This window comes from Roseofilum sp. SBFL, from assembly GCF_017746885.1.
Classification (GTDB): Bacteria; Cyanobacteriota; Cyanobacteriia; order Cyanobacteriales; family Desertifilaceae; genus Roseofilum.
Genome location: NZ_JAGHZH010000083.1, coordinates 1 through 26,975, shown reverse-complemented (window position 1 = coordinate 26,975; position 26,975 = coordinate 1). Strand labels below are relative to the sequence as shown.

The 26,975-nt window shown below is 46.8% G+C and carries 26 protein-coding genes and 1 pseudogene; 16 read left to right on the top strand and 11 right to left on the bottom strand.

Annotated elements, in window-relative coordinates:
* Positions 1 to 323 precede the first annotated feature (323 nt).
* From J7545_RS09345 to J7545_RS09325, 5 genes are all read left to right on the top strand, one after another.
* Complete coding sequence (locus J7545_RS09345; RefSeq protein ID WP_318698575.1) at positions 324 to 1,337, top strand: DnaJ C-terminal domain-containing protein; 1,014 nt, start codon at positions 324 to 326, stop codon at positions 1,335 to 1,337.
* A 135-nt stretch (positions 1,338 to 1,472) separates the two neighbouring features.
* Complete coding sequence (locus tag J7545_RS09340; protein ID WP_318698574.1) at positions 1,473 to 1,892, top strand: DUF2996 domain-containing protein; 420 nt, start codon at positions 1,473 to 1,475, stop codon at positions 1,890 to 1,892.
* Between the two features lie 247 nt (positions 1,893 to 2,139).
* Positions 2,140 to 3,972, top strand: a complete 1,833-nt coding sequence (gene ilvB, locus J7545_RS09335; protein ID WP_318698573.1) for a biosynthetic-type acetolactate synthase large subunit — start codon at positions 2,140 to 2,142, stop codon at positions 3,970 to 3,972.
* A 120-nt stretch (positions 3,973 to 4,092) separates the two neighbouring features.
* Complete coding sequence (locus tag J7545_RS09330) at positions 4,093 to 4,920, top strand: pentapeptide repeat-containing protein (RefSeq protein ID WP_318698572.1); 828 nt, start codon at positions 4,093 to 4,095, stop codon at positions 4,918 to 4,920.
* 502 nt (positions 4,921 to 5,422) lie between these two features.
* Positions 5,423 to 5,614: a hypothetical protein gene (locus tag J7545_RS09325; RefSeq protein ID WP_318698571.1), complete on the top strand. Its 192-nt coding sequence runs from the start codon at positions 5,423 to 5,425 to the stop codon at positions 5,612 to 5,614.
* Between the two features lie 191 nt (positions 5,615 to 5,805).
* Here J7545_RS09325 and J7545_RS09320 read toward each other — a convergent pair whose 3' ends face one another.
* The 4 genes from J7545_RS09320 to folB form a co-directional block, all read right to left on the bottom strand.
* Positions 5,806 to 7,068 (bottom strand): GTP cyclohydrolase II, encoded by a 1,263-nt coding sequence (locus J7545_RS09320; RefSeq protein WP_318698570.1) that lies wholly within the window; start codon positions 7,066 to 7,068, stop codon positions 5,806 to 5,808.
* Positions 7,069 to 7,156: 88 nt separating this feature from the next.
* Positions 7,157 to 8,287: an A/G-specific adenine glycosylase gene (mutY, locus tag J7545_RS09315; protein ID WP_318698569.1), complete on the bottom strand. Its 1,131-nt coding sequence runs from the start codon at positions 8,285 to 8,287 to the stop codon at positions 7,157 to 7,159.
* Positions 8,288 to 8,320: 33 nt separating this feature from the next.
* Positions 8,321 to 8,662 carry a DUF760 domain-containing protein gene (locus J7545_RS09310; RefSeq protein ID WP_318698568.1) on the bottom strand — a complete coding sequence of 114 codons (342 nt, stop codon included), beginning with the start codon at positions 8,660 to 8,662 and terminating at the stop codon, positions 8,321 to 8,323.
* A 199-nt stretch (positions 8,663 to 8,861) separates the two neighbouring features.
* A complete protein-coding gene (gene folB, locus J7545_RS09305) occupies positions 8,862 to 9,248 on the bottom strand; it encodes a dihydroneopterin aldolase (RefSeq protein ID WP_413038691.1) in 387 nt (128 codons plus the stop codon).
* 166 nt (positions 9,249 to 9,414) lie between these two features.
* Between folB and J7545_RS09300 the strand changes: the two genes are divergently transcribed.
* The gene (locus J7545_RS09300) at positions 9,415 to 9,675 is read left to right on the top strand and encodes a hypothetical protein (protein WP_318698566.1); all 261 of its coding nucleotides are present in this window, start codon (positions 9,415 to 9,417) and stop codon (positions 9,673 to 9,675) included.
* Here the strand turns inward: J7545_RS09300 and J7545_RS09295 are convergent.
* Complete coding sequence (locus tag J7545_RS09295; protein ID WP_318698565.1) at positions 9,645 to 10,616, bottom strand: Rieske 2Fe-2S domain-containing protein; 972 nt, start codon at positions 10,614 to 10,616, stop codon at positions 9,645 to 9,647. The two genes, J7545_RS09300 and J7545_RS09295, sit on opposite strands and share 31 nt — an antisense overlap.
* 384 nt (positions 10,617 to 11,000) lie before the next feature.
* On the opposite strand from J7545_RS09295, the pseudogene J7545_RS09290 reads away from it, so the two are divergent.
* The 5 genes and pseudogenes from J7545_RS09290 to J7545_RS09270 form a co-directional block, all read left to right on the top strand.
* Positions 11,001 to 11,468 (top strand): annotated as a pseudogene (locus tag J7545_RS09290) (DJ-1/PfpI family protein); the annotation flags it as partial.
* 106 nt (positions 11,469 to 11,574) lie between these two features.
* A complete protein-coding gene (locus J7545_RS09285; protein ID WP_413038690.1) occupies positions 11,575 to 12,222 on the top strand; it encodes a TetR family transcriptional regulator in 648 nt (215 codons plus the stop codon).
* A gap of 151 nt (positions 12,223 to 12,373) precedes the next feature.
* The gene (locus J7545_RS09280) at positions 12,374 to 13,222 is read left to right on the top strand and encodes an AraC family transcriptional regulator (RefSeq protein WP_318698562.1); all 849 of its coding nucleotides are present in this window, start codon (positions 12,374 to 12,376) and stop codon (positions 13,220 to 13,222) included.
* A 94-nt stretch (positions 13,223 to 13,316) separates the two neighbouring features.
* Positions 13,317 to 14,021, top strand: a complete 705-nt coding sequence (locus J7545_RS09275; protein ID WP_413038689.1) for an AzlC family ABC transporter permease — start codon at positions 13,317 to 13,319, stop codon at positions 14,019 to 14,021.
* Between the two features lie 37 nt (positions 14,022 to 14,058).
* Complete coding sequence (locus J7545_RS09270) at positions 14,059 to 14,388, top strand: AzlD domain-containing protein (protein ID WP_318698560.1); 330 nt, start codon at positions 14,059 to 14,061, stop codon at positions 14,386 to 14,388.
* Between the two features lie 164 nt (positions 14,389 to 14,552).
* Here J7545_RS09270 and J7545_RS09265 read toward each other — a convergent pair whose 3' ends face one another.
* The 5 genes from J7545_RS09265 to J7545_RS09245 form a co-directional block, all read right to left on the bottom strand.
* Complete coding sequence (locus J7545_RS09265) at positions 14,553 to 15,485, bottom strand: HEAT repeat domain-containing protein (RefSeq protein WP_318698559.1); 933 nt, start codon at positions 15,483 to 15,485, stop codon at positions 14,553 to 14,555.
* 104 nt (positions 15,486 to 15,589) lie between these two features.
* A complete protein-coding gene (locus J7545_RS09260) occupies positions 15,590 to 17,671 on the bottom strand; it encodes a pentapeptide repeat-containing protein (protein WP_318698558.1) in 2,082 nt (693 codons plus the stop codon).
* Positions 17,672 to 17,860: 189 nt separating this feature from the next.
* Entirely contained in the window at positions 17,861 to 19,222 is a 1,362-nt protein-coding gene (locus J7545_RS09255; RefSeq protein ID WP_318698557.1) for a glycosyltransferase family 4 protein, read from the bottom strand.
* A gap of 32 nt (positions 19,223 to 19,254) precedes the next feature.
* The gene (locus tag J7545_RS09250; RefSeq protein WP_318698556.1) at positions 19,255 to 20,697 is read right to left on the bottom strand and encodes a sulfotransferase; all 1,443 of its coding nucleotides are present in this window, start codon (positions 20,695 to 20,697) and stop codon (positions 19,255 to 19,257) included.
* Positions 20,698 to 20,830: 133 nt separating this feature from the next.
* On the bottom strand, positions 20,831 to 21,805 hold the full coding sequence (locus J7545_RS09245; RefSeq protein WP_318719491.1) for a glycosyltransferase family 2 protein: 975 nt from the start codon (positions 21,803 to 21,805) through the stop codon (positions 20,831 to 20,833).
* Positions 21,806 to 21,850: 45 nt separating this feature from the next.
* On the opposite strand from J7545_RS09245, the gene J7545_RS09240 reads away from it, so the two are divergent.
* The 5 genes from J7545_RS09240 to J7545_RS09220 all read left to right on the top strand — a co-directional run bounded on the left by J7545_RS09240 (position 21,851) and on the right by J7545_RS09220 (position 26,734).
* A complete protein-coding gene (locus J7545_RS09240; RefSeq protein ID WP_318719490.1) occupies positions 21,851 to 22,120 on the top strand; it encodes a hypothetical protein in 270 nt (89 codons plus the stop codon).
* A 35-nt stretch (positions 22,121 to 22,155) separates the two neighbouring features.
* The gene (locus J7545_RS09235; RefSeq protein ID WP_318719489.1) at positions 22,156 to 22,902 is read left to right on the top strand and encodes a DUF1995 family protein; all 747 of its coding nucleotides are present in this window, start codon (positions 22,156 to 22,158) and stop codon (positions 22,900 to 22,902) included.
* A gap of 272 nt (positions 22,903 to 23,174) precedes the next feature.
* Complete coding sequence (locus tag J7545_RS09230; protein ID WP_318719488.1) at positions 23,175 to 23,936, top strand: metallophosphoesterase family protein; 762 nt, start codon at positions 23,175 to 23,177, stop codon at positions 23,934 to 23,936.
* 119 nt (positions 23,937 to 24,055) lie between these two features.
* Complete coding sequence (locus J7545_RS09225; RefSeq protein ID WP_318698551.1) at positions 24,056 to 25,168, top strand: S-(hydroxymethyl)glutathione dehydrogenase/class III alcohol dehydrogenase; 1,113 nt, start codon at positions 24,056 to 24,058, stop codon at positions 25,166 to 25,168.
* Positions 25,169 to 25,345: 177 nt separating this feature from the next.
* The gene (locus J7545_RS09220) at positions 25,346 to 26,734 is read left to right on the top strand and encodes a D-alanyl-D-alanine carboxypeptidase (protein WP_318698550.1); all 1,389 of its coding nucleotides are present in this window, start codon (positions 25,346 to 25,348) and stop codon (positions 26,732 to 26,734) included.
* A gap of 55 nt (positions 26,735 to 26,789) precedes the next feature.
* Here J7545_RS09220 and J7545_RS09215 read toward each other — a convergent pair.
* Positions 26,790 to 26,975: hypothetical protein (locus J7545_RS09215; protein ID WP_318719487.1), on the bottom strand; the 186-nt coding region annotated here is incomplete at its 5' end.

Below are 26,975 nucleotides of genomic sequence, written 5' to 3'. Positions count from 1 at the left end.
TTTTCCCAGATTGGCAATTACTCTCATCACTTCGCCCATTGCTACACCGTGTCAATCAATTTCAATACTTTTTTTCTTCAGCCTAAATCCCTTATCTTAATTCCTATCTTGATTCGGCAGAGTGACAAAAGAGGGGTATCATCTCCATGTCCCCGTGTCCCTCCATTGAATCAGGCGAGGGCAATCGCTTTCTGGACTGTCATGGGGTTCGGAAATTGCGATCGCAACCGAACTACGAGCCAGACTTAACCTTTGATACCCTTAAGCTGGTATTGCTATATAAACCATTAAACTAAAGACTTAAGAGCGTTAAGGAGCATATGATGGTGGCTACTGATTTTAAGGACTACTATTCGGTGTTGGAGGTTAGTCGCAGTGCAAATGCGGATGAAATTAAGAAGAGTTTCCGTCGTCTAGCCCGGAAATACCACCCGGATATGAATCCTGGAAATCAGCGAGCAGAAGCTCGGTTTAAGGAGGTTAACGAGGCTTACGAGGTCTTATCCGATCCAGAAAAGCGCAAAAAATACGACCAGTTTGGCCAATATTGGAAGCAAGCGGGTACATCATCCGGTTACGGACGGGGTACGGCTCCTGGTGTCGATTTTAATGGCTTTGATTTTAGTCAATATACAACCTTTGATGACTTTATTAATGAACTCCTGGGACGGATGGGAACAGGAAGCCCTGGAGCAAGTGCAGGGCGCAAAACATCCTATAATTATCGCAGTACTGGACGCTCTACAGGGTTTGGTGGATTTGAGGATTTTGCCAGTTATGGCTCTGCGCCAAAAACCAGTACAGTTCCCCAAGAAGCTTCTATTGTCCTGTCGTTGGCAGAAGCCTTTCATGGGGTGCAAAAACGGATTAATTTAGGCTCAGAAGTAATTGAGGTGCGTATCCCTCCCGGAGCAAAACCTGGTACTCGGATTCGGGTGCGAGGAAAAGGGAGTATTAATCCACAAACTCAGCAACGGGCAGATTTGTATCTAACAGTTTCCTTGCAATCCCATAATTTTTTTGAGTTTGAGGGGGATAATTTAGTTTGTGAGCTACCCATTTCTCCGGAAGAAGCAGTTTTAGGAGCCAGTATTGAAGTGCCTACTCCTGATGGACGGGTGCAAATGAGTATTCCGGCTGGCATTCGCCATGGTCAATCCTTGCGTTTGCGAGGTAAGGGATGGCCTAATCCGAAAGGTAGTCGTGGAGATCAGTTGGTGAAAATTGCGATTGCCGTTCCCAAGACGCTCAGTAAAACTGAACGGGAGTGTTACGAAAAGCTGAAAACCCTGCGCACAAATAATCCAAGGGCAAACTTGTCATCAGTACGACTGTAACCCACAGACACGGGGAGATAGGAAGATAGGGTGACAGGGACACGCAGACACACAGATCGTCCATTCCCTATTCCCCATTCCCAGCGCAAAGCGCTATATCATGAGGAAGATCAACCGTTTCTACAGACTTCAACCATGGCAGACGAACAAACCACAGCACCTAAAAAAGAAAAACCCCCAGCTCCAGAAAAGAAACCCTTTGCCGAATTTATTCAAGAGGATTATCTACCTGCCCTAGAAGCGGGCTTAGAAAAGCAGGGCATTACGGATCTGAAACTCAACTTTACCCAAGCCCAAATAGCGGTGCAAGGAATGGAAAAAGAACCTTCCTGTTGGCAAGTGATTGGAACCTGGAAAAATGGTCAACACCAATTTAATGTTTACTTTTTTAAAGAAGACATTAAAGGACAACGAGCCTTTTCCTATTCTCAGAATGGTGCAAAACCCAGCACCCTGGAACCCTTCTTGATTGACGAACGGAAAATTACTCTGGGTCTGTTGGTCTTTGGGGTCATTACCCGTTTGAATGGACAAAAGTGGCTCACGCTCAATTAGGAGACTATGTCCTGGGGAGTAGACAGTAGGAGTACACAATGGTGGTAGACGGAGACCCTCCAGACCTGGGGATTGGATGAATTCCCAACTCCCAACTGCCGACTCCCGATTACCAGCAAGTCGCGCTAAAATTTTAAGAATTAAAAAGACTCTAAAATATGCGTTAAATTGTGTGGATTTTTGGAAAATAGAAGCGATACAATTCAAAAGCGATTTAATCAGGCAAGTAAACTGAAGGAGAAGACCTATGCAAGCCACAACGGTAATAGCTACTCGAAGAACGGGCGCATATGCCCTTATGGATAGCTTAAAACGGCACGGAGTCAAGCACATTTTTGGTTATCCAGGGGGAGCAATTCTACCGATTTATGATGAATTGTATCGCTGCGAAGCCAATGGAGAACTGAAACATTTCTTAGTCAGACATGAACAAGGGGCCTCCCATGCAGCAGATGCTTATGCCCGCGCTACGGGTAAAGTGGGCGTATGTTTTGGAACCTCTGGCCCTGGAGCAACGAACTTAGTTACGGGTATCGCTACAGCTCAAATGGACTCGATTCCGATGGTCGTTATTACCGGACAGGTGACTCGGGCAGCCATTGGTACAGATGCATTCCAAGAAACGGATATTTACGGTATTACCCTGCCGGTGGTGAAGCATTCCTATGTCGTTCGTCATGCCCAAGATATGGCTCGAATTGTGGCTGAGGCTTTTCATATTGCTAGTACAGGACGGCCGGGACCGGTTTTGATTGATATTCCCAAGGATGTGGGTACAGAAGAATGTGATTATGTACCCGTAGAACCCGGAACGATTAAGTTACCTGGCTATCGACCCACTATTAAGGGTAATCCTCGACAAATTAATCAGGCGATCGCCTTAATGCAAGAAGCTGAACGTCCCCTACTCTACGTTGGGGGTGGGGCGATCGCTTCTGGGGCCCATGCGGAACTCAAAGAACTGGCTGAACTGTTCCAAATTCCCTTGACTACCACGTTTATGGGTAAAGGAGCCTTTGATGAAAAACACCCCCTATCGGTGGGGATGTTGGGAATGCATGGTACCGCCTATGCTAACTTTGCCGTTAGTGAATGCGACCTGTTAATCGCTGTTGGGGCCCGCTTCGATGACCGAGTAACCGGAAAATTAGATGAGTTTGCCGCCCGCGCTCAAGTAATCCATATTGATATTGACCCAGCAGAAGTGGGTAAAAACCGCACCCCAGAAGTTCCAATTGTTGGTGATGTGCGCCAAGTGTTGATCGATCTACTGACTCGCTGTCATCAAATGGGTCTATCAGGTCAACCGACTAAAACCACTCTGTGGTTAGAGCGGATTAATCGCTGGCGCACCGACTATCCTTTGGTGATTCCTCGTCCGGAAGGGCAGCTCTCTCCCCAAGAGGTCATTTATGCCATTGGCCAACAAGCGCCTGATGCGTTTTACACGACCGATGTGGGACAACACCAAATGTGGGGAGCGCAATTCCTGGAAAATGGCCCTCGGCAATGGATTTCCAGTGGTGGCTTGGGAACCATGGGCTTTGGCGTGCCCGCAGCGATGGGAGCTAAGGTGGCTCTGCCGGATGAACAGGTGATTTGTATTGCTGGAGATGCCAGTATCCAGATGAATATTCAGGAACTGGGAACGATCGCCCAATATGGCATTAATGTCAAAGTGGCGATCGTCAATAATGCTTGGCAAGGTATGGTACGTCAGTGGCAAGAAACGTTCTATGGTGAGCGCTATTCTGCTACCAATATGGAAGTGGGAATGCCCGATTTTGTGAAGCTGGCAGATGCTTATGGCATTAAAGGCATGAGGATTGATAACCGAGATCAGCTCGAAGGGGCGATCGCCGAAATGCTTACCTATGATGGCCCTGTAGTTCTTGATGCCCATGTCACCCGCGACGAAAACTGTTATCCCATGGTGGCTCCGGGTAAGGGCAATTCCCAAATGCTCGGCTTACCAACACCCAAGAAGGAACAGTCTTTAGAGTTACTCTATTGCACCAGTTGTGGAGCCAAAAACGGCCCCAGTAACCACTTCTGTCCCGAATGTGGCGCAAAACTCTAAACAACGGGTAATGGCTAGGGAATAGGGAATGGGGGAATGAGGGAATCGGCAATCCTCCCATTCCCTACCCTATCTCCCCATCTGCCCTTAAGATAGAACAGATGGCTATGGCACTTGGGTATGAATAAAGCAATCTCCACCGCACTTATAGTTCTGGGTTTCACTTTAGCCGCTCCTGTGGCAGCAGAAGATTTAGAACATCTCAGACAACTCCTCTCTTCTAAGCAATGTCCGATGTGTAACCTGAGCGAGTCAGGGTTAAGTATGGCTCAGTTAGAGAATGCCGACTTAACAGGAGCCGATTTAAGTTTTGCCAATCTGGATAACGCAGATTTAAGTGGAGCGAATTTGAGTGGTGCAGATCTGACCGGAGCGCTCTTATATAAGGCAGATCTGCGACGCGCCAATTTAGCCGGAGCCAATTTAGCTGGAGCCAATTTAATGGGCACAGATTTATCCTATGCTGACCTGACTGGCGCAAATTTGGCTGGCGCGAATTTGAGTGGGTCATATATGGCCAATGCCCAAATTGAAGGAGCTATTATTAATACAGCGATTCTGAATGGAGTGCTTGAATTTCCGGGTGGAGTTCTGAGTCCAGAAGATTATTATCGGTTAGCGTTTGTCGATGCTCGTTCTGGAAATCATCAAGGAGCGCTGGAAAAACATAGTTTAGCCCTACAGATCGATCCCAATTTCGCTCCCGCTTATTTAGGGCGTGGGGTAAGTCGCTTGCAACTTGGAGATGGCAGTGGGGCGATCGCCGATTGGACAGTCGCCCGTACTATTTTTGAAACCCAAGGCAATGAGGAAGGCTCCGAAATCTCTCAAGAATTTATTGACGTGACGGAAAAGGCGATCGAGGAAAGTAAAAAAGGCAAACGACGGGGAGGGTTTCTGGGCGTTATTAATCAATTGGCTCCCATGTTACTCCAATTCCTGTTGTAACGGATGTCTTTCACAGTCTACTATTGCCTGTTCCCTAGCGCGTAGCGCTATATTGCCCATTCATAGTTGGATCTATGCAAAACCTTCGGCGACTTGACCGAGCAATTTCGTCTAGCATAGGCAACTTTTGAGCTATGGCACAGTTTAAATGCACAAAAGATCAGAGGTTTATATAGGAAAATACCCAATCCTACCTCCTCAATAACACGCATATAGTCGATCTCACCTTTCTCACAAAATTAGAAAATCTGCTATCAAAACCGATCGAAAATTATCGAAACCTCTGTAGATTTTGGGGTTTTCGACCAAACTTCCGTAGAATCCATGAAATTGCAAAGATTCGGCCAAGATGAGGCATTGATCCTTGTCAGACAGAAAAAAAAACGATTATCCTAATAATTAAATCTTAAGCTCATGTTTTTTCTGAAAGATTAAAAGCAAGAGATTAAGTGAACTGACTGAGAAAAAGTCGGCATCTACCTGAGTACTGAAGCAGCCAACTATGGACAACATCCTTAAAACCCGAAATTCCTCTCCTTCTTCTTCTACCCATGAAGCTTGGGACGGTGAATATAAATCAGAGTCTCCTAACTGGGCAGAAAAACTAATCCGAGAAGAATCTGCACCTGATAGTGACTGGGAATGGGGACAATTCATACCCATTTTGCGTAATCCTCAGTTTGAGGCTTGCTAATGTAATCTCGTTTGTTATGATCGCCTGGGTTCTGGATAAGCTGAAATCCTGATTCTATAATTGCTCTCAATTCCCATGCCATCATTAAATCAGTGGTCAAATTCTCTTATCCCGAACTCAGGTTACTTCAACGCCGCATCCTACCCAGTTCGTTGAATCGGTCATTTATGCTAACGGATGGGAATTAATCCCTATCCCTCTAACCCCCGACCTAATGTTTCTTCTAGCATTGCTAGATCGGGAACTTCCTCGGGTGCATAATATCCAGCCGCCCGCTTGGCCGTAATCTCAACTTGTGCATCTTTGGGAATTAACTCAGGAGGAATAGGAACGCGCTCAATGACTTCAATTCCTGAATTGGTAATCGCATCATATTTCAGGTTACTCATGGACACCAACCGGTCAATGCGGGTTAAGCCTAACCAATGCAAGACATCGGGCATAAATTCCTGAAAGCGCATATCTTGAACTCCCGCTACACATTCGGTGCGCTCAAAATAGGCTGTTGCTCGATCGCCTCCTTCCTGACGTTTGCGAGCATTATAGACGAGAAACTTAGTGACTTCACCCAGGGCACGACCTTCCTTCCGGAAATAGACAATTACCCCTAAGCCCCCTTCTTGGGCAGTCCGAATACAGACCTCAATCCCATGGGCAAGATAGGGACGACAGGTGCAAATATCGGAGCCAAAGACATCAGAACCATTGCACTCATCATGGACGCGAACAGCGATGGGGCGATCTCGATCCGCAATTGCCCTTAAATCGCCAATCAAATACACCGTTGAACCACCGATGGGGGGCAAGTATAACACCAAATCTGGCCGCGTCACCAACTCCGGAAACATGCCCCCCGTCTGTTCAAACAGGGCATGACGCAAATCCATTTCTTCTACCCCAATGCGTTTGGCGATTCCCGGTAAATACCACACTGGTTCGATCGCTGCTTTGACCACGACTAAATCCCCACCTTCCTTTAAGATCTGGCCATCAACGTGCAACCGTCCCTTACTGACGGCTTCTTGAAGTTCGGGCATATTGATATGGGCTTGGGTAATGGCGATTGTTGGCCGAATATCGATTCCTTGTTCGTAGAATTGCGTATAAATGTCACCCACACGAGCGCCAAAGGGGTCTAGAGAAACAATTTTATCCGGATCGGTCCAACTGGGATGGGGACCAATGTCTGCCACGGGTGCCGTATTGGTTAGATCCGCTCGATGTTCTGGATTCAGCGCTTGACGAGCAACCGCTAGGGCACGATAAATGGCATAGGAACCGGAATGGGTTCCTATCACATTTCGGTGAGCAGGATTGGTTAATGTAGCAATTACTGGTCCTCTGGCAATCGGATCGGAATTGCCCCAATCAATGGCGATCGGTTTTGCCCCACTGCTGCGAGGATGGGATGTGAGGACAATAGGTTTAGATTTACGACGGGTTGAATCAGCCATAGAGAGCAGGGAAGAGTAGACAAAGGTTGAAACTATACCGTATTGTGTCACGATTTTTGAGACTGGGGCAGAAAGTTAGCTATACAAGCTATTGCCTATACCCTATTCCCTGCTCGCGTAGGGCTTCAATAATTTTCAGATTAGCTTTGGGAAAGGGAAATTGGTCTAATTCTTCTAAGGTAACCCAACGAATTTCTTGGCATTCTATCGCTTGAGGCGTACCCGAACCGTAGCGACAATTATAAACATTTAAGGTGACCCGAAAATGGGTATAGGCATGGTCAATGGTAATTAGACGATCGCCCACTTCTATCTCGATCGCTAATTCTTCTTGAATTTCCCGTTTAATACATTCTGGAAGCGTTTCGCCCGGTTCGAGCTTGCCACCTGGGAATTCCCACAAACCCCCAAGTAATCCTTTGTCTAAACGACGGTCAATGAGCAGTTGTCCTCGATCGTTCCAGATGACGGCAACACCGATGTTTTTGTGGGGCCGAACAGGGGGAGTTTCACGCATGGGCCAATGGGTAGGGGTTCCGGTTTGATGGGCGAGACAATGGGAATTCCAAGGACAGCGATCGCACTTTGGCACTTTCGGAGTACAAAGGGTTGCCCCTAAGTCCATCAGAGCTTGATTAAAGTCTCTCGGACGATCCCGATCTACAATAGCATCAGATAATGCCCAAAGCTGTTTCTGGGATTTCCCTGGGGGCTTCGGTAGCGTTATTAGTCTAGCCAAAATGCGTTTAACATTACCATCTAAAATGGAAATGGGCTGATTAAAGGCAGCGCTGAGAATGCCGCCAGCCGTTGTCCGGCCAATACCTGGTAGACTTAAAACCGCTTCTAGCTGTTGGGGAAAAATGCCCTGATGCTCTTCCATGACTTGCTGGGCTGCTCGATATAAATTTCGCGCCCGGCTATAATAACCGAGTCCCTCCCAGAGTTTCAGCACCTGTTGCAGATTAGCTTGAGCTAAGGTTTCTAGGGTGGGAAAAGCGTGCAACCAGCGATCGTAATAGGGTAAAACCGTCTTCACTTGGGTTTGCTGGAGCATGATCTCAGAAATCCAGATGGGGTAAGGGTCTCGTTCTTTTCGCCAAGGCAAGACCCGACCCGCATCACCATACCAGCGCAGCAAAGAAGTCCGGAGATCCTCAAGAACAGCCGGTTCAGGCGACTTCCAAGGAGTTTGTAGTGATTTAGATAATGAAGACACCTGAACTTACTGGAAACTTGACTTCAGTAAACTTTACTCCATCTCACTTGCGTGGGATTCAGAGGCTGACCAAGTATTTTCAAACATCATACGCTGTTCGGCATTACGCAAAAAATAGCCACTGATCATGGCAGAGGCTAAGAGGCGACCTAGGTTTTCTCGGTTGGTTGTTACGGTAACCCCAAACTGTTCTGATGGGAGATGGCCCAGAAGTCCCATGATGTTGTTTTCCATGACTTGGAAAACTTCCGAAGAGGTAGGTTTAGAGAGTTGAGCCACGGTTTCCGGACTCAAGGATTGAACATAGTCCCATAATAAGTTATTGTCAGTGTCGCCCTGAAATAATTCAGGATTTTGATTCGACGGGTTATTCACGTTAGACCTCCGTACAGTTCACCGCGACAACTTCTAGCCTTTTAGGTTGGAGCCGCTTTTGCAAATCAGATTGAACAAGAGTCTACTACTGTAGTGTATTGTCAATCTCATTTGCCTATAAACTAATGTAACAGTTTCTTGCAAAAGGCGGGGGGCCTCAAGCGAATTGAAGATAATCAATCTGCTCTGTTGACTGGAATTAGGCAAATTGGGGATTCGTGCGAGTAATGTCAACCGTGACTTGGCCGCTAAAGTCGGGTATGGGAGGAGATTTAATCACGCGTACACCAACTTTTTGTACGGGAGGGCGTTGGTGGGGTTGGTTTTCCCGGTTTAGAAGTTCATCGGCGATCGCCGTCGCCAATTTCTCGATTAAGTCAAATTTATTGCTACTCACAATTCCTTTAACGATCTCAATCGCTTCACAATAATTGAACGTATCATCGAGATCATCACTCGCTCCAGATACCGATAAATCTAACCACAGGGACAGCTCAACTGTAAACCATTGTCCCAGTATTTTTTCTTCCGGTAAGTAGCCAATATATCCATAACAGCGAATATTGGAGACGTGAATACAATCCATCATTAACTTAAGAGCAGGGATAAAGAGTTTATGCAGTTGATTATCCCATTACCAGGGGACAGCGAGCAACTGGGCATGAGTAAGGCGTAAACTTTTTTCGCCAGTGGTGTAACGTTAGAATAGGATATTTCTAGGAATTGAAATGTTTTAGACAGAGGTAAGTACTATGATTGGTGAATACAAGTTGGCGAAAATAATAAGCGAACGAGGTAATGCTATATTTTTTGCTCAGGTATTTGTGGAAGTTGAATATTTTGATGGTGAAAATACTGTGATTGATTCAATAATAGAAAAAACAATCAATAGAAGAGCAGCAGAAGTGAATTCAGAAACTCATAGTGATTGGATTAATGCAGCAATAGAAGGAGCTAGGCCAACTTTACAATACTTAAAACATCAGAGTGTAAGCATCGAGTCCCAGTGTTGATAAAGGTCTTCTGCGTAGAACATAATTTCTTCATTAGGCAGATGAATTTTAGCTTTTTGCCGTGGATATAAACTTTCAAGACATTTAACGTCTTGTTGCACCACAATTGAAGCCATATTGAGTAAGGACTCTTGCATGACCGATTTCAGTGCGGGATCGCTGAATTTTGCATAGAGCAAAATAAATGTTTTGGTTGTCGTCTCTGTTTCCGGATAAAGAATATGACCTTGATAAGTTTGAACATCAGGGGAAACTAAGCAAAAGAACTGTGTTGATGGAAACACATATTCTAGAAAATTATGCATAATTTCTGGAATAGCTCCTAGGGCAGGATTGGCGGCAATTTCCTCTGGTGTATAATCAGCTTTCTCCACAGTTTGCGAAACCTTGGCATAGATGCCCTCTTTAGTTACGAATTTCGACTGACAGGATTTAACTTTAAAAAATTCTCGATGGGTGCCATTTTGATGATCGTGATCGTAGTTAATCATCAGACTACTCAAAAAATCACTTTGAATGCTTCTCTGGGCTGTTACGCCTAGAAATTCGTACTCAGAGGCGACCTGTCGGTGCAACTCAGGAACAGGGAACCGAGGCTCAAATCCACCGTAAGTCCAGATCAAATCGCCATCAACAATTAACTCTAAGGGGTCAGCCAATGGCGCTTGACTCAACTGACCTTCTCGCCACAAGTGACCCGATCCGTCGAATTCTATAGCATGAAATGGACAGGCTATCGTATTGTGCTGCTCACAAATCCAGCCATTGGATAAAGGGGCTTGCATATGCGGACAAATGTTATTGAGAGCGAATACTTCTCCAGAGGGATTCTGCCAAAGGACATAATCTTGGGCATTCAAGGTGACTTTATATGGGCGATTGATACCCAGCATGGACTTGTGCGCGATTAGCCAAGGCGCACCAGGAAGAATTGGTTGCATAATGAAGGAACGTAAGTTAAACAGGTGTTTAGTTAGTTAAACGTCTGTTTAGTTGTGCTGTCAAGTGCTTCTGAGGGAAAACATTGAGCGGATGATTATTGACCGAGAAAGCGATCGCGCCCAAGATCAACCTGCAACTCTACAACCCTAGCAGATCGCCCACTCTGTTCGCCCAGCGATCGAGAGAGGCTAAATTTTTTACTCGATTGAGACAAGTCATGCGGATAAGATTCAGTTGAAAAACAGCTTAAATTTACCTAAAATTTTAGTGTATACTAGCAGCCTAACACTGCGTTGGTGCAGGATAGAACATAGGTTGTCGGTGAGTATTTAAGGCTGCCTGCCGCCGCACAACGCTGCCGTTATGAGTAAAGAGAGTATCAAATGAATATCGGGATATATATCTATGAAGAAGCAGAAGTATTAGATTTCTCTGATCCGTTCGAGGTATTTTCTACGGCTGCTAGGCTTAGTGAGGAAGTCGATCTTTTCAATGTGTTTTTAGTAGCAGAGTCGAATGAGCCAATCAAAGCTAGGGGTGGTTATATGGTGCTGCCCAACTTTGGCTTCTCAAATCACCCTTCGATTGATGTTCTGATCGTGGTTGGGGGTGTACACATTCGTGAGATGAGGAAGACTCACGTTATAGAATGGATATCGCTACAGGCAAATAAAGCATCAATCGTTGCATCAGTGTGTACAGGTGCGTTTTTACTTGCGCAAGCTGGTGTACTCAAATCCAACAAGGTGACAACTCATTGGGAAGATACGGATGATCTAAGGCGGTTGTTCCCAAAACTAGAGGTAGTGGAAGGAGTTAGATGGGTTGATGAGGGTAACCTGCTAACATCTTTGATGTCCAGTTAGTTAAACACTCATTTAGTTAGCCTGTCAAGTGCTGCTGAGGGAAAATAAGGTTTAGGCTCGATAGAGTAGTCTGTTTACGAAAATGCTCTAGATCGTGTCCAAGCCATTTGACCCGACTGCCAAGAAAGAGAAACAAAGGCGTAATCCAGAAGTTACAAAAGCTAATATTCTGGCCGCCGCGATTGAAGAATTTGCACAGTATGGTTTATCTGGCGCAAGGACGGAAGCGATCGCAACTCGCAGTGGAGTAACCAAGGCGATGCTCTGCTACTACTTTAAAAACAAAGAAACCTTGTATCAATCCGTCTTGCAGGAGCTGGTTGATGAAATTAACCAGGCTTTTCAATCGATTGATTTAGAGAGATTATCCCCTGAACAGGCATTAGAAACGGTTGTGCGAAACTATATCGAGTTTGAAGTGAGTCATCGTTGGCATGGAATGCTCTGGTTTCAAGAAGCCATTCAGAATCAAGGACGCTACGGCGAACAGACGGGTTGGGAAGCCGGGTTTCAATCCATTGTTCAGATCTTGGAGCGAGGAATTGCGGAAGGGCAATTTCGACCGGTCGATCCATTTCTAACCGCCATTAATATCTTAGGGGTTTGTTCTTTCTACTTTGATGCCTATGAAAACTTGAAGTATCTCAATACCGAGAAAGCACTCCTCAGTGCTGAAATGGTTAAACAGCAAACTGAAACGGCGGTTGAATTCATTCTTGCTGGACTAACGACTTCTTGACAGGGAGTCAAGAGATGGGGCGATCGCCCCAAGACCAAGCAGCATAACAAACCCCTACTGCCTGCAAAAACGTCCAAGACAGCGATCGCAACTCATCCATTAGACTGGGAAATATTCCCCGTCAGGGTTATGAACCAGAGGCTTATCCGATATGGCGCATCAGATATCCACAACCGAACAGGTCAAATTTTGGCGCGATCCAGTCCTCAACGATCTGGAAATGCTGCACGCCACCTACATTACCTATTCCTTCTCGCGCCATGCTCACGAAGGCTTTGGCATTGCCATTGTCGAATCTGGGGCAATGGAGTTTGAATATGAAGGCGAGACCTACATTGCTCCACCCGGGAGCGTGGTGGTGACCCAACCGGGGGCGATTCATACAGGGGGGGCAGTCTTGGAAACAGGATGGACTTATCGCACCCTCTTGCCCGCTGCCGATTGGCTCCAGCAAGCCGCAACTGAATTGGCCGAGCGCCCCAAGGGAATTCCCTATTTTGCCTCACCCCTCATTCACGACAAACACCTCAATCGCTTACTTCTCCAACTTCATCGCAGTCTCGAAGCCATGCCATCCCCCTTGGAACGGGAATCCCGCTTTCTGTGGGGCATGGCGCAACTGATTAATGCCCATGCGAGCGATCGCTCCTGGGTCAAACCAATCGGTCAAGAACATTCAACCGTTGAACGGGTGCGCGAGTATTTAAATACCAACTACCATGCAAATATTTCCCTCGAAGAACTGGCTAATCTGGTGGATCTAACTCCATTGCGACTCTTGCGCACCTTCCGCAAACAGGTCGGATTGCCACCCCACACCTATCTCAACCAAGTGCGAGTTTACCAAGCTAAACGGTTACTCGCAGCAGGCTGGTCAATTATCAATACCGCGTTGGAAACCGGCTTTACCGATCAGAGCCATCTTCACCGCCACTTCAAGAAAATAGTGGGACTCACTCCAGGACAGTATGTCCGGGGCTGCAAAAACGTACAAGATTAACCGGAATTAATCCTGATAGGCTAGCCATCATCAAGTCTACTGGCTATCCTCAATGATCCAACTTCAAGAAGGTTCTCACTCAAAGAGGCGAATTCTGTCTCCCCAGGCTGAATTCTGGACTGGGGCGCGGGATATCTTGCCGCTAATTATTGGGGCGATTCCCTTTGGCATTATCTTTGGTACGTTGGCCACCAGCAATGGCCTATCCATTGGCGGCACGTTGGCAATGTCAGCCTTTGTATATGCGGGATCGTCCCAGTTCATTGCCGTAGGTCTGATGGCGGCGGGGACGGGCTGGCTGCTGATTGTATTGACTACCTTTATTGTCAATCTTCGGCATTTGCTGTACGGTGTTAGCCTCCTTCCCTACCTCCAATCCCTGCCCCAACGCTGGCAGGCGACTCTGGGCTTTTTTCTCACAGATGAGTCATTTGCCATTGCCATTCGACGTTACGAACAGGTTGATGGTGCTTCGATGAAGCACTGGTACTTTTTGGGAGCATCAGTGACGATGTATGTCAGTTGGCAATTGTCCACGCTGCTTGGCATTACGATCGGTCAGACTCTACCCAATGCCGCGAATTGGGGACTCGATTTTGCCATGTCCGTTACCTTCATCGGCATGATTGTGCCCTATGTCAAAACGAAGCCCATGGCGATCTCCACCCTCGTTTCCGGGATGGTTGCTCTGCTTGCCTATCCTTTACCTCACAAACTGGGGCTGATCGTAGCGGCGATCGCTGGAATTACTGCTGGTGTCCTCAGCGAACGGATTCTCAAACCCAGACCGAATCTATGAAATTCAATCGAACTGTACTCTGTGGGAGTAAGCAGCTATGATCCATGAAGAACTTATGATTGCGGGAATGGCGATCGCCACATTCTCAATTCGCTATGTCATCTTTGGGACGAGTCGCCATATCACTCTGTCCCCCTCATTATTGAATGCCTTGCGCTATGTCCCGCCTGTGGTGTTGACTGCGATTGTGGTGCCAGAAGTGTTAATGAGTGATGGTGGGCTAGATATGAGTTGGATGAATGCTCGCTTAGTGGGGGCGATCGCCGCTGTTCTGATTGCCACAACGACTCAGAACCTCTTGTTTACTATTGGTCTAGGTATGGCTATATTCTTCGGCTGGAATGGATTTCTCAACCTATTGTTATAAGAAACATGCTGAAAACCCTGTGGATTCGTTGCACCAAGAATCCACGCGTCTTTAGAGCAGGCAGTGTCAACAACAGGGATTCAGAGGCAAGAGGCGATCGCCGATGCAACCTACGATAATCTCGTGTTGAGGGGTAAGGTAAGTTACTCTTAGCCCATTCCTCCTTACTCCTCGTCCCAATCATCATCTTCTGGGGTGCTATTTTCGAGTTTCGTAATCGCCAGTTTAATCACTTGCCCTACAGAGGATTCATTCTCCTGAGTTAAAGCAGTTTGTAGGGATGATATCACCGTTCGATCGCCGATTTTCATTAAGGATAGAGCCGCGCTTTTGCGACTTTCTGCCTCTGAATGCTGGAGTAGCTCTAAAAGCGGAGGAATACCTTGGGTATATTTCAAATTGCCTAACGCGGTTGCGGCTTCACAGCGCACGATAGAGGCAGCATCATTTAAAGATTGTAATAATAACTCAAGTTCGCGATCGCAGTTTCCGGGATTTTCTTGAGCCACTTGCACAATCACTTCTATCACTGCTGCTCGCACTTCTGGGGACTCAGAATACATTTGTTCATACACCAAATCCTTGGCTTCCGAACCAATAAAGGCCAATGCCCAACCCACTAATCCCTTATAATTTTCTGGATGATTGGGATTGGAGAGAATATCGAGTAGAGCCGGAACTGCGACTTCTCCGGTTCTGGCTAAAGCCCCCACAGAAGAGCCTTTAACCACCATATCATCATCATTGAGCAGGGCTTGAACCAGCGTGGGAACCGCTGTCGGATCGGCAATTAAGGTTAAGGTTTTCGCTGCTGCTCGTCGCACGACAGGATTGGTATGATGTTGCAGAGCTTCCAATAACACCGGGGTGGCAGGTGTCCCAATTTTCCCTATGGTTTCCGCAAAACTGAGGCGCACCATCCCCCTAGAATCGCCCAAGCATTCTACCATCTGTTGCAAAACTTGGCGATCGCCATCATCAAACTCTTCAGCAACCATTTGCGCTTGCACGCTTTGCAAAAAAGCATCGGTTTCTTCAGCAGACAAAGCACCCAGGCGATCACCAGTGGAAAATTCAGCAGGAGAGGGATGATTCATAACAAACTACAGTAAGCAGAACCTTAATTTTATAACGAAAAGGGTGGGTTTACTTCAGAAGATGGCTATGTGCCCATGTGTATCTTTCCCTCCCATTTCTGAATTCATGCGTCCTTCATCCAACCCTCAATAATTCCTGCCACAATGACCCCTACCGGTGTTTGCTTGAGTCCTTCCATCAGTCCACCCTTTGCAGCATTAATCGCTCGTTGCTTGAGATTCGGATTACCTTCAATGGTTTTAATCGCTTCTGTGGCTACGGTCATCTGCTCTACGGTGGTCAATACGGGATGGGAGCCTTGAAGCTGTTGCAAGAGTGCTTGAATTTCTTGAGCCGCTTCTACCAAGTCGCGCTCTTGGTTCGTATTACTCTGAATTCCTTGATTGACTCCTGCGACATTGGTTTGCTGTCCCTGATTATTCACACTACCCACGGGGGCATGAAAGTCCTGTTTCTCTACCATAGTTTGACTCTCTAGACTACTCTTCATCTCAAGTGTAAAGGGTTGACTCGATCGAGCTAACAATAAATCGTACATCTTTTCTTTATCACGCTCCAGGATTTTGTTTTCCCGCTTGAGAGACTTCATTTTAGCTTTGTGAGCCGCTAGTTTTTTATCGTAACTGGCCTTAAACGTCTTTTCCAATTCTGCTTTGTCCGTCTCTAGAGGCACTTCGACCGTAACCAGTACATCTTTTCCTTTCTTCTCGATAGACTGGATGGACTCCCAGGTGATATGGGGGTTTTCTGCCATCACTCTCTGAAAAGCAGTGGCAAAAGCTTCTCGGTTCATCCCGTCTCGCAGCAGAATCTCGACGGTGTGCATGAGTTGGGTATAGATGCGCTCAAAGTCTCCCGGTTGATAGGTTTCGTCATCGTCATGGGGACGGCGTTCACCTCTATAGCGTGGGTCGGGGTGGTCTCGGAGATAGATGTATTGGCAGTCTACGTCTTTGAAAATGGTTGTCGGTTCGATGTTCCAGGCTTCCAGACAAGCACCTGTAAGATAGGCGTGGGTGAAGTTGGTACCGATGGCGTTTGATTCGGTCAGGTTAGCGTTTTTCAGATTAGCACCACTGAGGTCAGCTTCACTGAGGTCAGCTTGTTTCAGGTTAGCACTCTCTAAGTTCGCTCCAGCTAGGAAGGCTCCTCGGAGATTAGCTTGGCAGAGGTCGAGTTTATAGCCACTTGCTGGGTTAATGAGCAGATTTCGCACGGTGGTATGGGCGAGTATTGTTTGTCCCGGACGTGAGAGGTCAAGTTTTTCGGCGTTTTTGAAGTGGGTACGAACCAGGTGAGCCTGACGGAAATCGCAATGTTTCAGCCTAGCTCCGGTAAAGTCTCCATCCGTTAAAGTTGCCCGGCGAAAGCTCGTGCCTCCCCACGCAGCAAAGGCAACGGCAAATGAACGTATCCAGGCATCACTGGGATAGCCTTTCATCGCTCGCCAGGCAATGTAGAGGTTCAAGCCAGTGACAGTGACTGCAATTGCTCCTGCGAGTCCGATTGCAACTGTAGCCGCTTCTGCTCCTGCGAGTGCGACAGTGACTGCTTCTACTCCCGCAACTGATCCTGCGACCGCTCCTGCTCCTGCAAGTTCGATTGCTTCTGCTCCTGCAACTGCCACTGCAACTCCTCCTGCTCCTGCGAGTGCGATAGTGACTGCTTCTGCTCCCACAACTGCTCCTGCAACTGCTCCTGCGATTGCTCCTCCAACTACGACTGCTCCTGCAACTGCGATTCCTCCTGAGACTGCTCCTGCAACTGCAACTCCTCCTGCTCCTGCGCTAAGGCCAGTTAAAACCCCTTTGCGAAGTATAACAATGTAGAGAATAACCAGAATGGTTAGTGAAATCCAACCACCGACCTGATTCTCCAAATTACCTGTATCGAAGATTAGAGCTACAAATACAGCCGGCCACCAAGTCAGAAAACCAGACAATATAGATATGACGAAAGCAATCATGAGATTCAATGCCATAAGCCGTTTCTGAAGTCCTGTTTTCGCTCCGCAGAACTTTACCCCCGTTAAGTTGGCTCCCGTAAAGTCGGTTCCGCGAATATCTGCACCACTCAAGTCTGCTCCCGTCAAGTTCTTACCCTTAAAGGACTGTCCTCGCAGGTTCTCTCCCTGGAAGTTGCGCTCTCCTGCGGCATATTTCGCTAAAACCTCGCGTGCGTTCATCGCAATAAATAATTAACCATGGATAATGAATAATTAGAGCCGTTTGGTTTGTAATATAGCGTCTCAAGCCTAACACCAAAGTTTGTCCAGGGTGGGCAGGAAGATAAGCGATATTATTCAAGTTCTACCTCTCTTTCCCTGCCCCCCTACGATGTGACCCTCAATTTTTAATTTTTAATTTTTAATTGATTAAGGCAGAGCAAACCCCTTAGATTTCTTCTTCTTCTTACCCTTCGACTCCTTCGCACTGCCATTTTGCATATACGCCTTCATCTGGGGGGTAAACCCATCTCCATCCGCATTCGGCAGATTTCCCTTGGCGATATTTTCCACAATTTGAACATGCTTAGGTAACAAATCCTTGAGTGCATATTGCTCCACAATTAATTCCCTCGCCTTTTCACGCAAAGGAGCCATTCGATCGGGATTATCTAAAGCCTCACCTACCCGTTGAGTAATCTCTTTCGGTGAGAAGAAATCCACTAATAAACCATTCTCTCCATCCCGGATCATTTCCCGTACCGGAGCAGTATCCGAACCCACGATTAAACATCCTGTAGCTAAGGATTCCACCATCGACCAAGATAATACAAACGGTCGAGTTAAATAGACTCGCACAGTCGAGGCTTGTAGGACTTGTAAATAGAGTCCATAGGGAAGAGGACCGGTAAAATGTACCCGTGACATATCCAAGTTTAAGCGCTCTAACATCGCCTGTTTATAGGTTTTGCCATCGGGTAAAGATTTACCGTAACACACCCGGTCTTCTCCCACAATCACCACATGACAATTGGGGCGCTTTTCCTGAAGATAAACAATGGATTCCATGAACTGAGGAAAGCCGCGATAGGGTTCCATTCCCCTAGTGGCATAGGTGACAATTTCATCGACTCCCGATAAATCGAGTGGCTCGATATTTTTACTGTATCCTTCACCGGTAAATTTCATTTTTGCGCCTGGATTGGGCTTAAAATAATCTGTATCGATGCCATCGAAAATTACGGATAACTTGCTTTGAAATTCTGGTGGAAATTGGGACTTTTGCCACTGGGTCGGACATACTCCCCAATCACAGTTATATAAGTCTTGTAAAATCCCAGCGTTTTTAACCCGAATTCGACATAAATCATCAGCCGAAAGGGGTTCTGAGGGGTCAAAATCAGCATCGGTTCCCCTGGCGTGATAAAACCATTCGTAATAGCACAGAAGGGGAGATTCGGGGAAAACTTCTTTCAAAAATAAGGTTGGTCCCCATCCAGAATGGCCATACATAATATCGGGAATAAACCCCTCTGCTCTCAGTTTCTCCGCGACTCGATACACACTTTGACCATACAAAACGGCACTTTCAAAAGGGCGGACATAGTGATGGGTTTCCGCTCTTGGTTCCCGACTGGGATTAAACAGAACTTTTCGCACTCCAGGAATCACCCATTCTGGGCGTTCATTTTTGGTAATGAAAACGACTTGATTGTTGGGGTTGCTGCCAAAGACGTTGGCTAAATGGCGGAATTGGGCAGGAAAATTGGGGTGTAAAAATAGGATTTTCATGGATTTTAATGAACCATTGGACAGATGAAAATTTAATTTTGTTCAGGAGCGCGACAGATCCAAATACAATCTCTGGGCACTAATTCCGTATTTTGTTCTAAGATTTCATAGCCCAAGGTGGTGAGGAATTTTTCCATGATTTCATTGGTCATAATGGAGAAGGCAGTTCCATCTCGTTTTCCAAGGAGATTATAGGGGTAGTCATTGAGGAATTTTTCCCATCCGAGAGGGGAGAGGATGTTACTATGGTGGAATAAACAGAGTCGTCTACCGCGCAAAAGTGGGGGGATTTGGACTAGATAATTATAAATATCTCGCGGTTCGATATGAACCATGGTATCGTAACAGAAACACACATCGATACTTGCCGGTTTAATGCTTTCTAGGGTGAGTCCATTGAGTTTGATGTAGGATGTACGTTCAGTTCCTAATCTTTCTTGAGTGGCTTTGAGCATTTGGGCGGAAATATCAGCACAAACTAACTCTTGACAATAGTTCAATAATAGGGCAGCGGTTTTACCTCCACCAATACCAATTTCTAGGACGCGATCGCCAGATTCGATATAAGGTGCGATTAAATGGGTTTCGATTAACTGCTCGTATTCAGATAGGGAAGATGCGGCTCCTGCTTGTTTTCCGATCCACTCATCGCCAACATGCTGATATTGGGGATCGGTAGATGTCCAATTTTGGGCGTAGTTATCCCAAGCGCCTTCATAATCAATGGGGCTGGATGGTTTAGTCATAGTCCAAGGTAAGGGTTGATGAAGATAAACAGATAAACGTTGGTTGTGAGGGGTAAAATAGTCGGTAAGCTGTTGATACAGTTGGGGAGAAACGTTGGGGTAATCTCCAGCATCATAAATGGGAGTGTCGGCTAAGGTATGGGGCGGTAATTGGAGAAATTCATAGACTCGATTGGCGATCGCCTGGGGATGAGCATAAAAGTCTTCTGCAAGTAAAATCAGGAATTGTTCTGGAGGAAAGTAGTGCTGCCAACGGAGCAGTTGATCGATGTATATACCTCGCTCTAAATAACTGTAATGGCGATGGTTAAAGCTATGGTAAAAGGGGTTGGCTTGGATTTTTTCCACTTCTGTTTGCAGTCGCTGGGGTTCGCTGGCGATCGCTGCTTCTAATCCCAACGCTTCAAATCCCCACCGCAGCTCATGATAATAATGGGAAATCGCCCGTTTTACCGGATCGCGCAACAGCACAATCAACTTCACATCCGGATAACATTGGTGAACCCGTTGGGGAACACAGGGATGATAGAGATAATAGGGACTCGCTTCCCCTTTGATTCCCGGTTGGGGAAACTGCGACTCATACCAGGAAACTGGGCGATCGAAGTGTAAGCTAAAGAAATGGAGTTCTTTTTCCGTCGCTGGACTGATCCCTGGATGTTCAATGAGATGATGATAGAGGGAAGTTGTCCCGCTTTTTTGCGCTCCTATAATGAGGTAATCGACCATAAACCGGTTATTGAGAGTCCTTAGGCAGGCTATGCCAACGCTTACTTAATAGACTTCTTGCAGAAGTCAGGGAATAGGGAATAGGGAATAGGGATAAAAATATAGGATTACTCCATTGCTATTTATTTTCTACCTACTTATGCAAGAGGTCTAATAATCTTTTAACATCTTTGCGGCATTTATGAACAAAAACCCGGAGGGCTATTCCCTGGGAACCATAGCCTGCTTGCCAACTGCGCCAACCTAGCTGTAGGATTGGTAAACCAAAATTGAGGAGGCGATCGCCAAAGGGGTTGTTTCCTACATCTTGGGGATTCAGGTTGAGGCGATCGCACAGTGCATGGTTCAAGTTGCAATGGGTGATATAGCTTCTTCCTCTAAGTTTTTCAGCTTTCTGCAATCCAGTCATTACTTCTTGGGAAAGAGTTCCGGCATTTTCCACCACTCCCACGGTGTTTGTGTCATGAATGCGATATCGCACCAAGGGGGTAGAAATATGGGCAATTTTCCCCTGATGGGAAGCAATGAGCGCTATCCACCAATCATGATACCAATCGCCGCCCTTTCGGGATGGAAATGGCAGCACGAGAGAGAGCAGTTGGGGGCGAAACATCATCGTACATCCGGTTAAGGTGTTGCGCAGCAGCAGCAGTTGGGGGGTGAGATTTTGGGGCGATCGCTGTTCAAATTCCCACGCGGAACCATGACGAGTGTCGTCTTGCGCGTCGATTAGCTCTAGGTCAGAATGGACTAAAAGGGCGGATTGGGACTCTAAAGCGTGCCATTGACGCTCCAGTTTATCCGGTAACCAAATATCATCTTGATCGCAACAGGCGATCGCCTCCAACCGTTGATCTCCTACACATAATTCTAATCCCCGCTCAAAGTTATGATAAGATCCCACATTTTCCGAGTAGGAATGGAAGTGAAAACGGCGATCGCCGGCGATCGTTGCTTGAATCTGGCTTTGACACGCTTCAGATGAGCGATCGTCAACCACATGACACATCCAATCTTGCCAAGTTTGCCCCTGCAAAGACTCAATTTGTTTGCGCAAATACTCCATATTGGGGTTATACGTTGCTAGAATAATTCCAATTTTTCCCATTACCAATTCCCGATAAAATGATGTGAAAATTTGAGGATAACCAGAGTGAAGAAAGCCAAGGGAAAACGCCCCGTTTATTTAGATAACGCCAAAGTAGATCGGTTATTAACGATGATTATGACATTAGCCAGTGAGGTTTCTGTCTTGCACGATCGCCTCGATACCCTCGAACGATTAGCCCAGGAAAAAGGTATCCTTTCCCTGGAAGACATTGAAGCCTATCAACCCGATGAGCAAACGCAACAGCAACGGGAACAGTGGCGACAGGCTTATCTGGAGCGCTTGTTAGGCGATCTCGCCACGGATCATGAATAATGAATAACTGGAAACCCCAGAAATACAAACCACCCATGACTGCATTACCCCAAACTCTAGATGAGGCGATCTCCCAAGCGAAAGCAGCAACGTTGCAAGCCCTCGAAGATGGAAGACGCTTAATTCAAGTAGAGTTAGTCTTTCCCGAAATTGCCCTAGAAGCGCAGAAGCTCGCCCAAGACTTTATCCCCATTTTGCAAGAGTTTGGGGGACAACCAAAAATCTTCTTTCCAGATACCGGAGCGGCAGCTCTAGCCCGTCGAGACTGGGGTGAAACTCCCTTTAAAGTCACGGATTTAGGCAGTAGCCGATCGCCCATCGATAATAAAATAGACCCCGAAGACGAGAGCTTTCTAGTTGTTAACCCCTCATCCGTAGAAGTCGGGCAAGTCGAGCGTCTGGTGAACTTAGCCGGCGATCGTCCCATCATTCTTTTAATCCCGAAACTCGAAGATGTCGCTGTTGTCGGTATTGGTTATACGGCTCGTCAACTGCGCGAGAGACTCTTAAGCCAAATCTACTCCTGTTATTACATCCGTCCCCTAGAAGGCGCAGCCCTCTATCGCTGCCATCCCCATCCCTGGCAAGTTTGGCTCGAAACCGCAGACGGTAGTTATACTCAAATTGCCGAACAACCGCAAAAACCTGTAGGCGAAGCCCTAGATCGGATTTTAATCCGAGCAACGACTGGAGAAAATACGGAAGAAGCCACCCCGACTCAGAAACGGCGAGGGGGGATTTTCGGTGAACTCGAACGCTTTATTAAAGCTTTGACTCAATAAACCCAGAACAGTTGTCCAGGACTAAACTTTGTCAGTACACTGTAGGGACACCAAAATAGCTCAGATCTTAAAGTAGATCGGCAAAGCTAACTGGGTGTTGAGGAAGCTTGTGGCAACTTACCCTGGATTCCTCATACCCTATTCTCTATGATGATGCACCTTAAAAATTGGCCTAGAGCAACTTGCCTCCCAAGGATCGATTAAGGGCAAGGTTAAAGAGAAAGGGTATCAGTACGGAACCGACTTGATTAGCACACAGGGAATACAAAGCAATGATAGGAGCAACAGGACGACGAGTTTTTATTGGTGATGTCCATGGGAATTATGATGGCTTAATGCATCTTCTGGAGGCGATCGCCCCTGGAGAGAGCGATGACTTATACTTCTTAGGAGACCTGATCGATCGCGGGCCAAAAAGCGCAGAAACCGTTAACTTCGTTCGTGATAGTGGTTATCCCTGCATTCGAGGCAACCACGAACAACTACTGATCGACAGTTTTCCAGACGGCAAAATCCATTATCCCGCCCTCCAAGCATGGCTCTATAGTGGCGGACAAGCTACTCTGAGTAGTTATCAAGATGCCCAACTCCTTCTGGAGCATCTGCAATGGATTAGCAACCTTCCCCTATACCTCGACCTCGGCGATGTCTGGCTTGTCCATGCTGGAGTTCATCCCGATTTACCCATCGACGAGCAAACCGAATATGAACTCTGTTGGATTCGCGATCAATTTCACTGCATTCCCACTCCCTACTTCCCCGATAAAACCATTATCACCGGCCACACCATTACCTTTACCTTCCCTGGTGTGTTACCCGGTCAAATTGTCCAAGGACAAGGCTGGTTAGATATCGACACGGGAGCCTACCATCGCCGTAGTGGATGGTTAACCGCCCTAGACTGGACAAACCAACAAGTTTATCAAGTCAACGTCTATCATCAAACTGTCCGTGTTTTGCCTCTAGAAGAAAGCCTCACCTCCATAGAACCTGAAGCCATTATTCCTCGACATCCAGTTGCCGCCAACCATTAATAATAGGCAATAGGCACGAATAGCAATCGGCAATAGAAAATGTCCTAACTATTCTTTGCCCTGCTATACATAGCGTGATAAGGTATGATCTCCCTCTAAGTCGATCGCCATCCTCAACCATGGAAACCAAAGCTGCTATTGCCTTTGCCCCTAATCAACCCCTGAGCATTGAAACCGTCAGTCTGCAACCTCCGGAAGCTGGAGAAGTATTAATTGAAATTAAAGCGACAGGTATTTGCCACACGGATGCCTATACCCTTTCTGGGGCCGATCCAGAAGGACTTTTTCCCGCTATCCTGGGTCATGAAGGCGCAGGTGTCGTGGTAGAAGTTGGCCCAGGGGTCACCAGTGTCAAACCCGGCGATCATGTGATTCCTCTGTATGTTCCGGAATGTCGCCAGTGTGAATATTGCCTCAGTCTAAAAACAAACTTGTGCCAAGCGATCCGTACTACCCAAGGACGGGGCGTGATGCCCGATGGAAGTAGTCGGTTTGCGTTTAATGGCGAGATACTCCATCACTATATGGGCACTTCAACCTTTTCTAATTATACCGTTGTCCCAGAAATTTCCGTAGCCAAAATTCGCGAAGATGCCCCGTTTGATAAGGTTTGCTATATCGGTTGCGGGGTAACAACGGGAATTGGAGCCGTGATTAATACGGCAAAAGTAGAACCGGGTTCTAAGGTCATTGTGTTTGGCTTAGGGGGGATTGGCTTAAATGTAATTCAAGGGGCAAAAATGGTGGGAGCCGATCGCATTATAGGCGTTGATCTGAATCCCAAAAAACGAGCTTTGGCGGAAAAATTTGGCATGACGGATTTTGTCAATCCCCAGGAGGTGGAAGGAGATTTAGTCCCTTATTTGGTGGATTTAACGAAAGGCGGTGCAGATTATACGTTTGAATGTATTGGCAATGTGGAGGTGATGCGCCAAGCGTTGGAATCTTGTCATAAGGGATGGGGCGTTTCGACGATTGTTGGTGTAGCGGGAGCTGGACAAGAAATTAAGACTCGCCCGTTTCAGTTGGTGACGGGACGGGTTTGGAAAGGAACGGCGTTTGGAGGGGCAAGGGGACGAACGGATGTCCCAAAAATTGTGGATTGGTATATGGAAGGGAAGATTAATATTGATGATTTAATTACCCATGTGTTGCCAATTGAGCAGATTAATGAGGGATTTGAGTTGATGCATAAAGGCAGTTCAATTCGCACTGTGGTAACGTTTGAGTAGTGCTGGGCGCTGGGAAAGGGAATAGGGAATAGGGAATAGGAAAACCCAGTAAATCATCGTAGGGTGGACAGGGAAAGAGTTGTCGCACTTGAATAATATCGCTTCTTCTCCTGCCTACCCTATCCCCTATTCGCACTGTGGTAACTTTTAAAAGCAGATTAGGAACAGGCAGTAATTATGATGTTGCGTGTCATTTCTCGTTTGGGTGTTGGGGTGATTTTACCGGCGATCGCCGCTTTCGGACTGATCGGGTGTGAAGAGGAAGATTCTTTTCTGCCACCTGCACCGCCCCCCGATATTTCTCAACCGGAGGTTCCCACCACTCCAGAAGTGGCGACTCCCACACCAACTCCCTCCCCCAGTCCTACCCCTGCGGCGAAACCTACTACCCAACTAGCTGCTCCAGAAAATCCCGATCCCCAGGTGAATGCTCAAGTGCAGGAAACTCTAGATACCATGGCGAATAAGGGATATCCTAAAGCCAATCAAGGGGTATGGATGCAGTCTGGAGATACCCTATTAGCGAATTATCAAGGGACAACGTTATTACCCGCCGCCTCTCTAACCAAAATCGCCACCACATTAGCCGTATTAGACACGTTTGGCCCGAAACATCAATTTGTTACTCAAATTGGCTATACCGGAACCCTAGAGAATGGAGTGATTAATGGGGATTTAGTGATTATTGGCGATCGCGATCCCTTCTTTGTCTGGGAAGATGCGATCGCCCTCGGTAATGCCTTAATGGACATGGGGATCAAACAAGTGACGGGGGATTTAGTCATTGTTGGTTCCTTTTACATGAACTACGAAGAGAACCCTAAAACCTCTGGCGCTCTATTGCGTCAAGGCTTAAACGTGCAACTGTGGCCGGATCGAGCCTATCTGCAATATGAAACCCTACCTGACAATACCCCGCAACCGGAACTGAGTACGGGTGGCTTGATCAAGACAACAACTACAACACCCGCTAACGTTAAACCCCTTGTGCGTTATTCCTCCCTTCCCGTCGCCGAATTGCTGAAAAAAATGAACCAATACAGCAATAATCCCATGGCAGAAATGTTCGCTGGCATGGTGGGAAGTGCAGGAACCGTCGCCCAAAAAGCGGCCACTCTTGCCGGTGTCCCCCCAGCCGAGATTAAACTCATTAATGGATCGGGATTAGGGGAAGAAAACCAAATGTCCCCACGAGCGGCGATCGGCCTATTCTTAGGGATTCAAAAACTTTTACAACCCCATCAAATGACTATCGGTGATGTAGTTGCTATTGTCGGAGAAGACGAAGGCATCTTAACGTCACGCCCTTTACCCAAATTTGCCGTCGTCAAATCAGGCAGCCTCTACGCCGTCAGTACCCTGGGTGGAGCCTTGCCCACCGCTCAAAAAGGGGTCGTTTGGTTTGCTATGTTTAATGGGGGCAGCTACTACGAAGACTTTCGAGAAGAGCAAGAAGCTTTCCTTAACAAACTCGTTCGCCAATGGGGAGTTGTATCGAGCCTACCGGAAGAATTAAAACCCGGCTTACCTCCAACCTCTGGATCTCGGATCGAGAAAGTAAAGTAAGATTCCTCTTTTGTCACTCAGGGAAAACTCTGGTCTTGACTCGATTCTAGAACTCTTAGGGGATCGGCGATCGCGATCGCCGATCCTCACCCCATAAATAGCCCTCTTTTGTCACTCTGCCGAAAGAGGGATAGAATAAGAGGACAAGTAAAGAGCTGAAAAATAGAATAGACAATGGATGTAGAGTACCCACTCCGGAAACACGTAGCTCGCTCTGCTGAAGCAACGATTCTGTTAGTCG

Bases quoted from the DNA above. Each gene is read 5' to 3' on its own strand.
- J7545_RS09345 (WP_318698575.1), top strand. From the start codon at position 324: ATGGTGGCTACTGATTTTAAGGACTACTATTCGGTGTTGGAGGTTAGT.
- J7545_RS09230 (WP_318719488.1), top strand. From the start codon at position 23,175: ATGATAGGAGCAACAGGACGACGAGTTTTTATTGGTGATGTCCATGGG.
- J7545_RS09295 (WP_318698565.1), bottom strand. From the start codon at position 10,616: ATGCAACCAATTCTTCCTGGTGCGCCTTGGCTAATCGCGCACAAGTCC.
- J7545_RS09235 (WP_318719489.1), top strand. From the start codon at position 22,156: ATGACTGCATTACCCCAAACTCTAGATGAGGCGATCTCCCAAGCGAAA.
- J7545_RS09255 (WP_318698557.1), bottom strand. From the start codon at position 19,222: ATGAAAATCCTATTTTTACACCCCAATTTTCCTGCCCAATTCCGCCAT.
- ilvB (WP_318698573.1), top strand. From the start codon at position 2,140: ATGCAAGCCACAACGGTAATAGCTACTCGAAGAACGGGCGCATATGCC.
- J7545_RS09270 (WP_318698560.1), top strand. From the start codon at position 14,059: ATGATCCATGAAGAACTTATGATTGCGGGAATGGCGATCGCCACATTC.
- J7545_RS09265 (WP_318698559.1), bottom strand. From the start codon at position 15,485: ATGAATCATCCCTCTCCTGCTGAATTTTCCACTGGTGATCGCCTGGGT.
- J7545_RS09325 (WP_318698571.1), top strand. From the start codon at position 5,423: ATGGACAACATCCTTAAAACCCGAAATTCCTCTCCTTCTTCTTCTACC.
- J7545_RS09330 (WP_318698572.1), top strand. From the start codon at position 4,093: ATGAATAAAGCAATCTCCACCGCACTTATAGTTCTGGGTTTCACTTTA.
- J7545_RS09220 (WP_318698550.1), top strand. From the start codon at position 25,346: ATGATGTTGCGTGTCATTTCTCGTTTGGGTGTTGGGGTGATTTTACCG.
- folB (WP_413038691.1), bottom strand. From the start codon at position 9,248: ATGGATTGTATTCACGTCTCCAATATTCGCTGTTATGGATATATTGGC.
- J7545_RS09245 (WP_318719491.1), bottom strand. From the start codon at position 21,805: ATGGGAAAAATTGGAATTATTCTAGCAACGTATAACCCCAATATGGAG.
- J7545_RS09225 (WP_318698551.1), top strand. From the start codon at position 24,056: ATGGAAACCAAAGCTGCTATTGCCTTTGCCCCTAATCAACCCCTGAGC.
- J7545_RS09260 (WP_318698558.1), bottom strand. From the start codon at position 17,671: ATGAACGCACGCGAGGTTTTAGCGAAATATGCCGCAGGAGAGCGCAAC.
- J7545_RS09280 (WP_318698562.1), top strand. From the start codon at position 12,374: ATGGCGCATCAGATATCCACAACCGAACAGGTCAAATTTTGGCGCGAT.
- J7545_RS09340 (WP_318698574.1), top strand. From the start codon at position 1,473: ATGGCAGACGAACAAACCACAGCACCTAAAAAAGAAAAACCCCCAGCT.
- J7545_RS09320 (WP_318698570.1), bottom strand. From the start codon at position 7,068: ATGGCTGATTCAACCCGTCGTAAATCTAAACCTATTGTCCTCACATCC.
- J7545_RS09300 (WP_318698566.1), top strand. From the start codon at position 9,415: ATGATTGGTGAATACAAGTTGGCGAAAATAATAAGCGAACGAGGTAAT.
- J7545_RS09250 (WP_318698556.1), bottom strand. From the start codon at position 20,697: ATGGTCGATTACCTCATTATAGGAGCGCAAAAAAGCGGGACAACTTCC.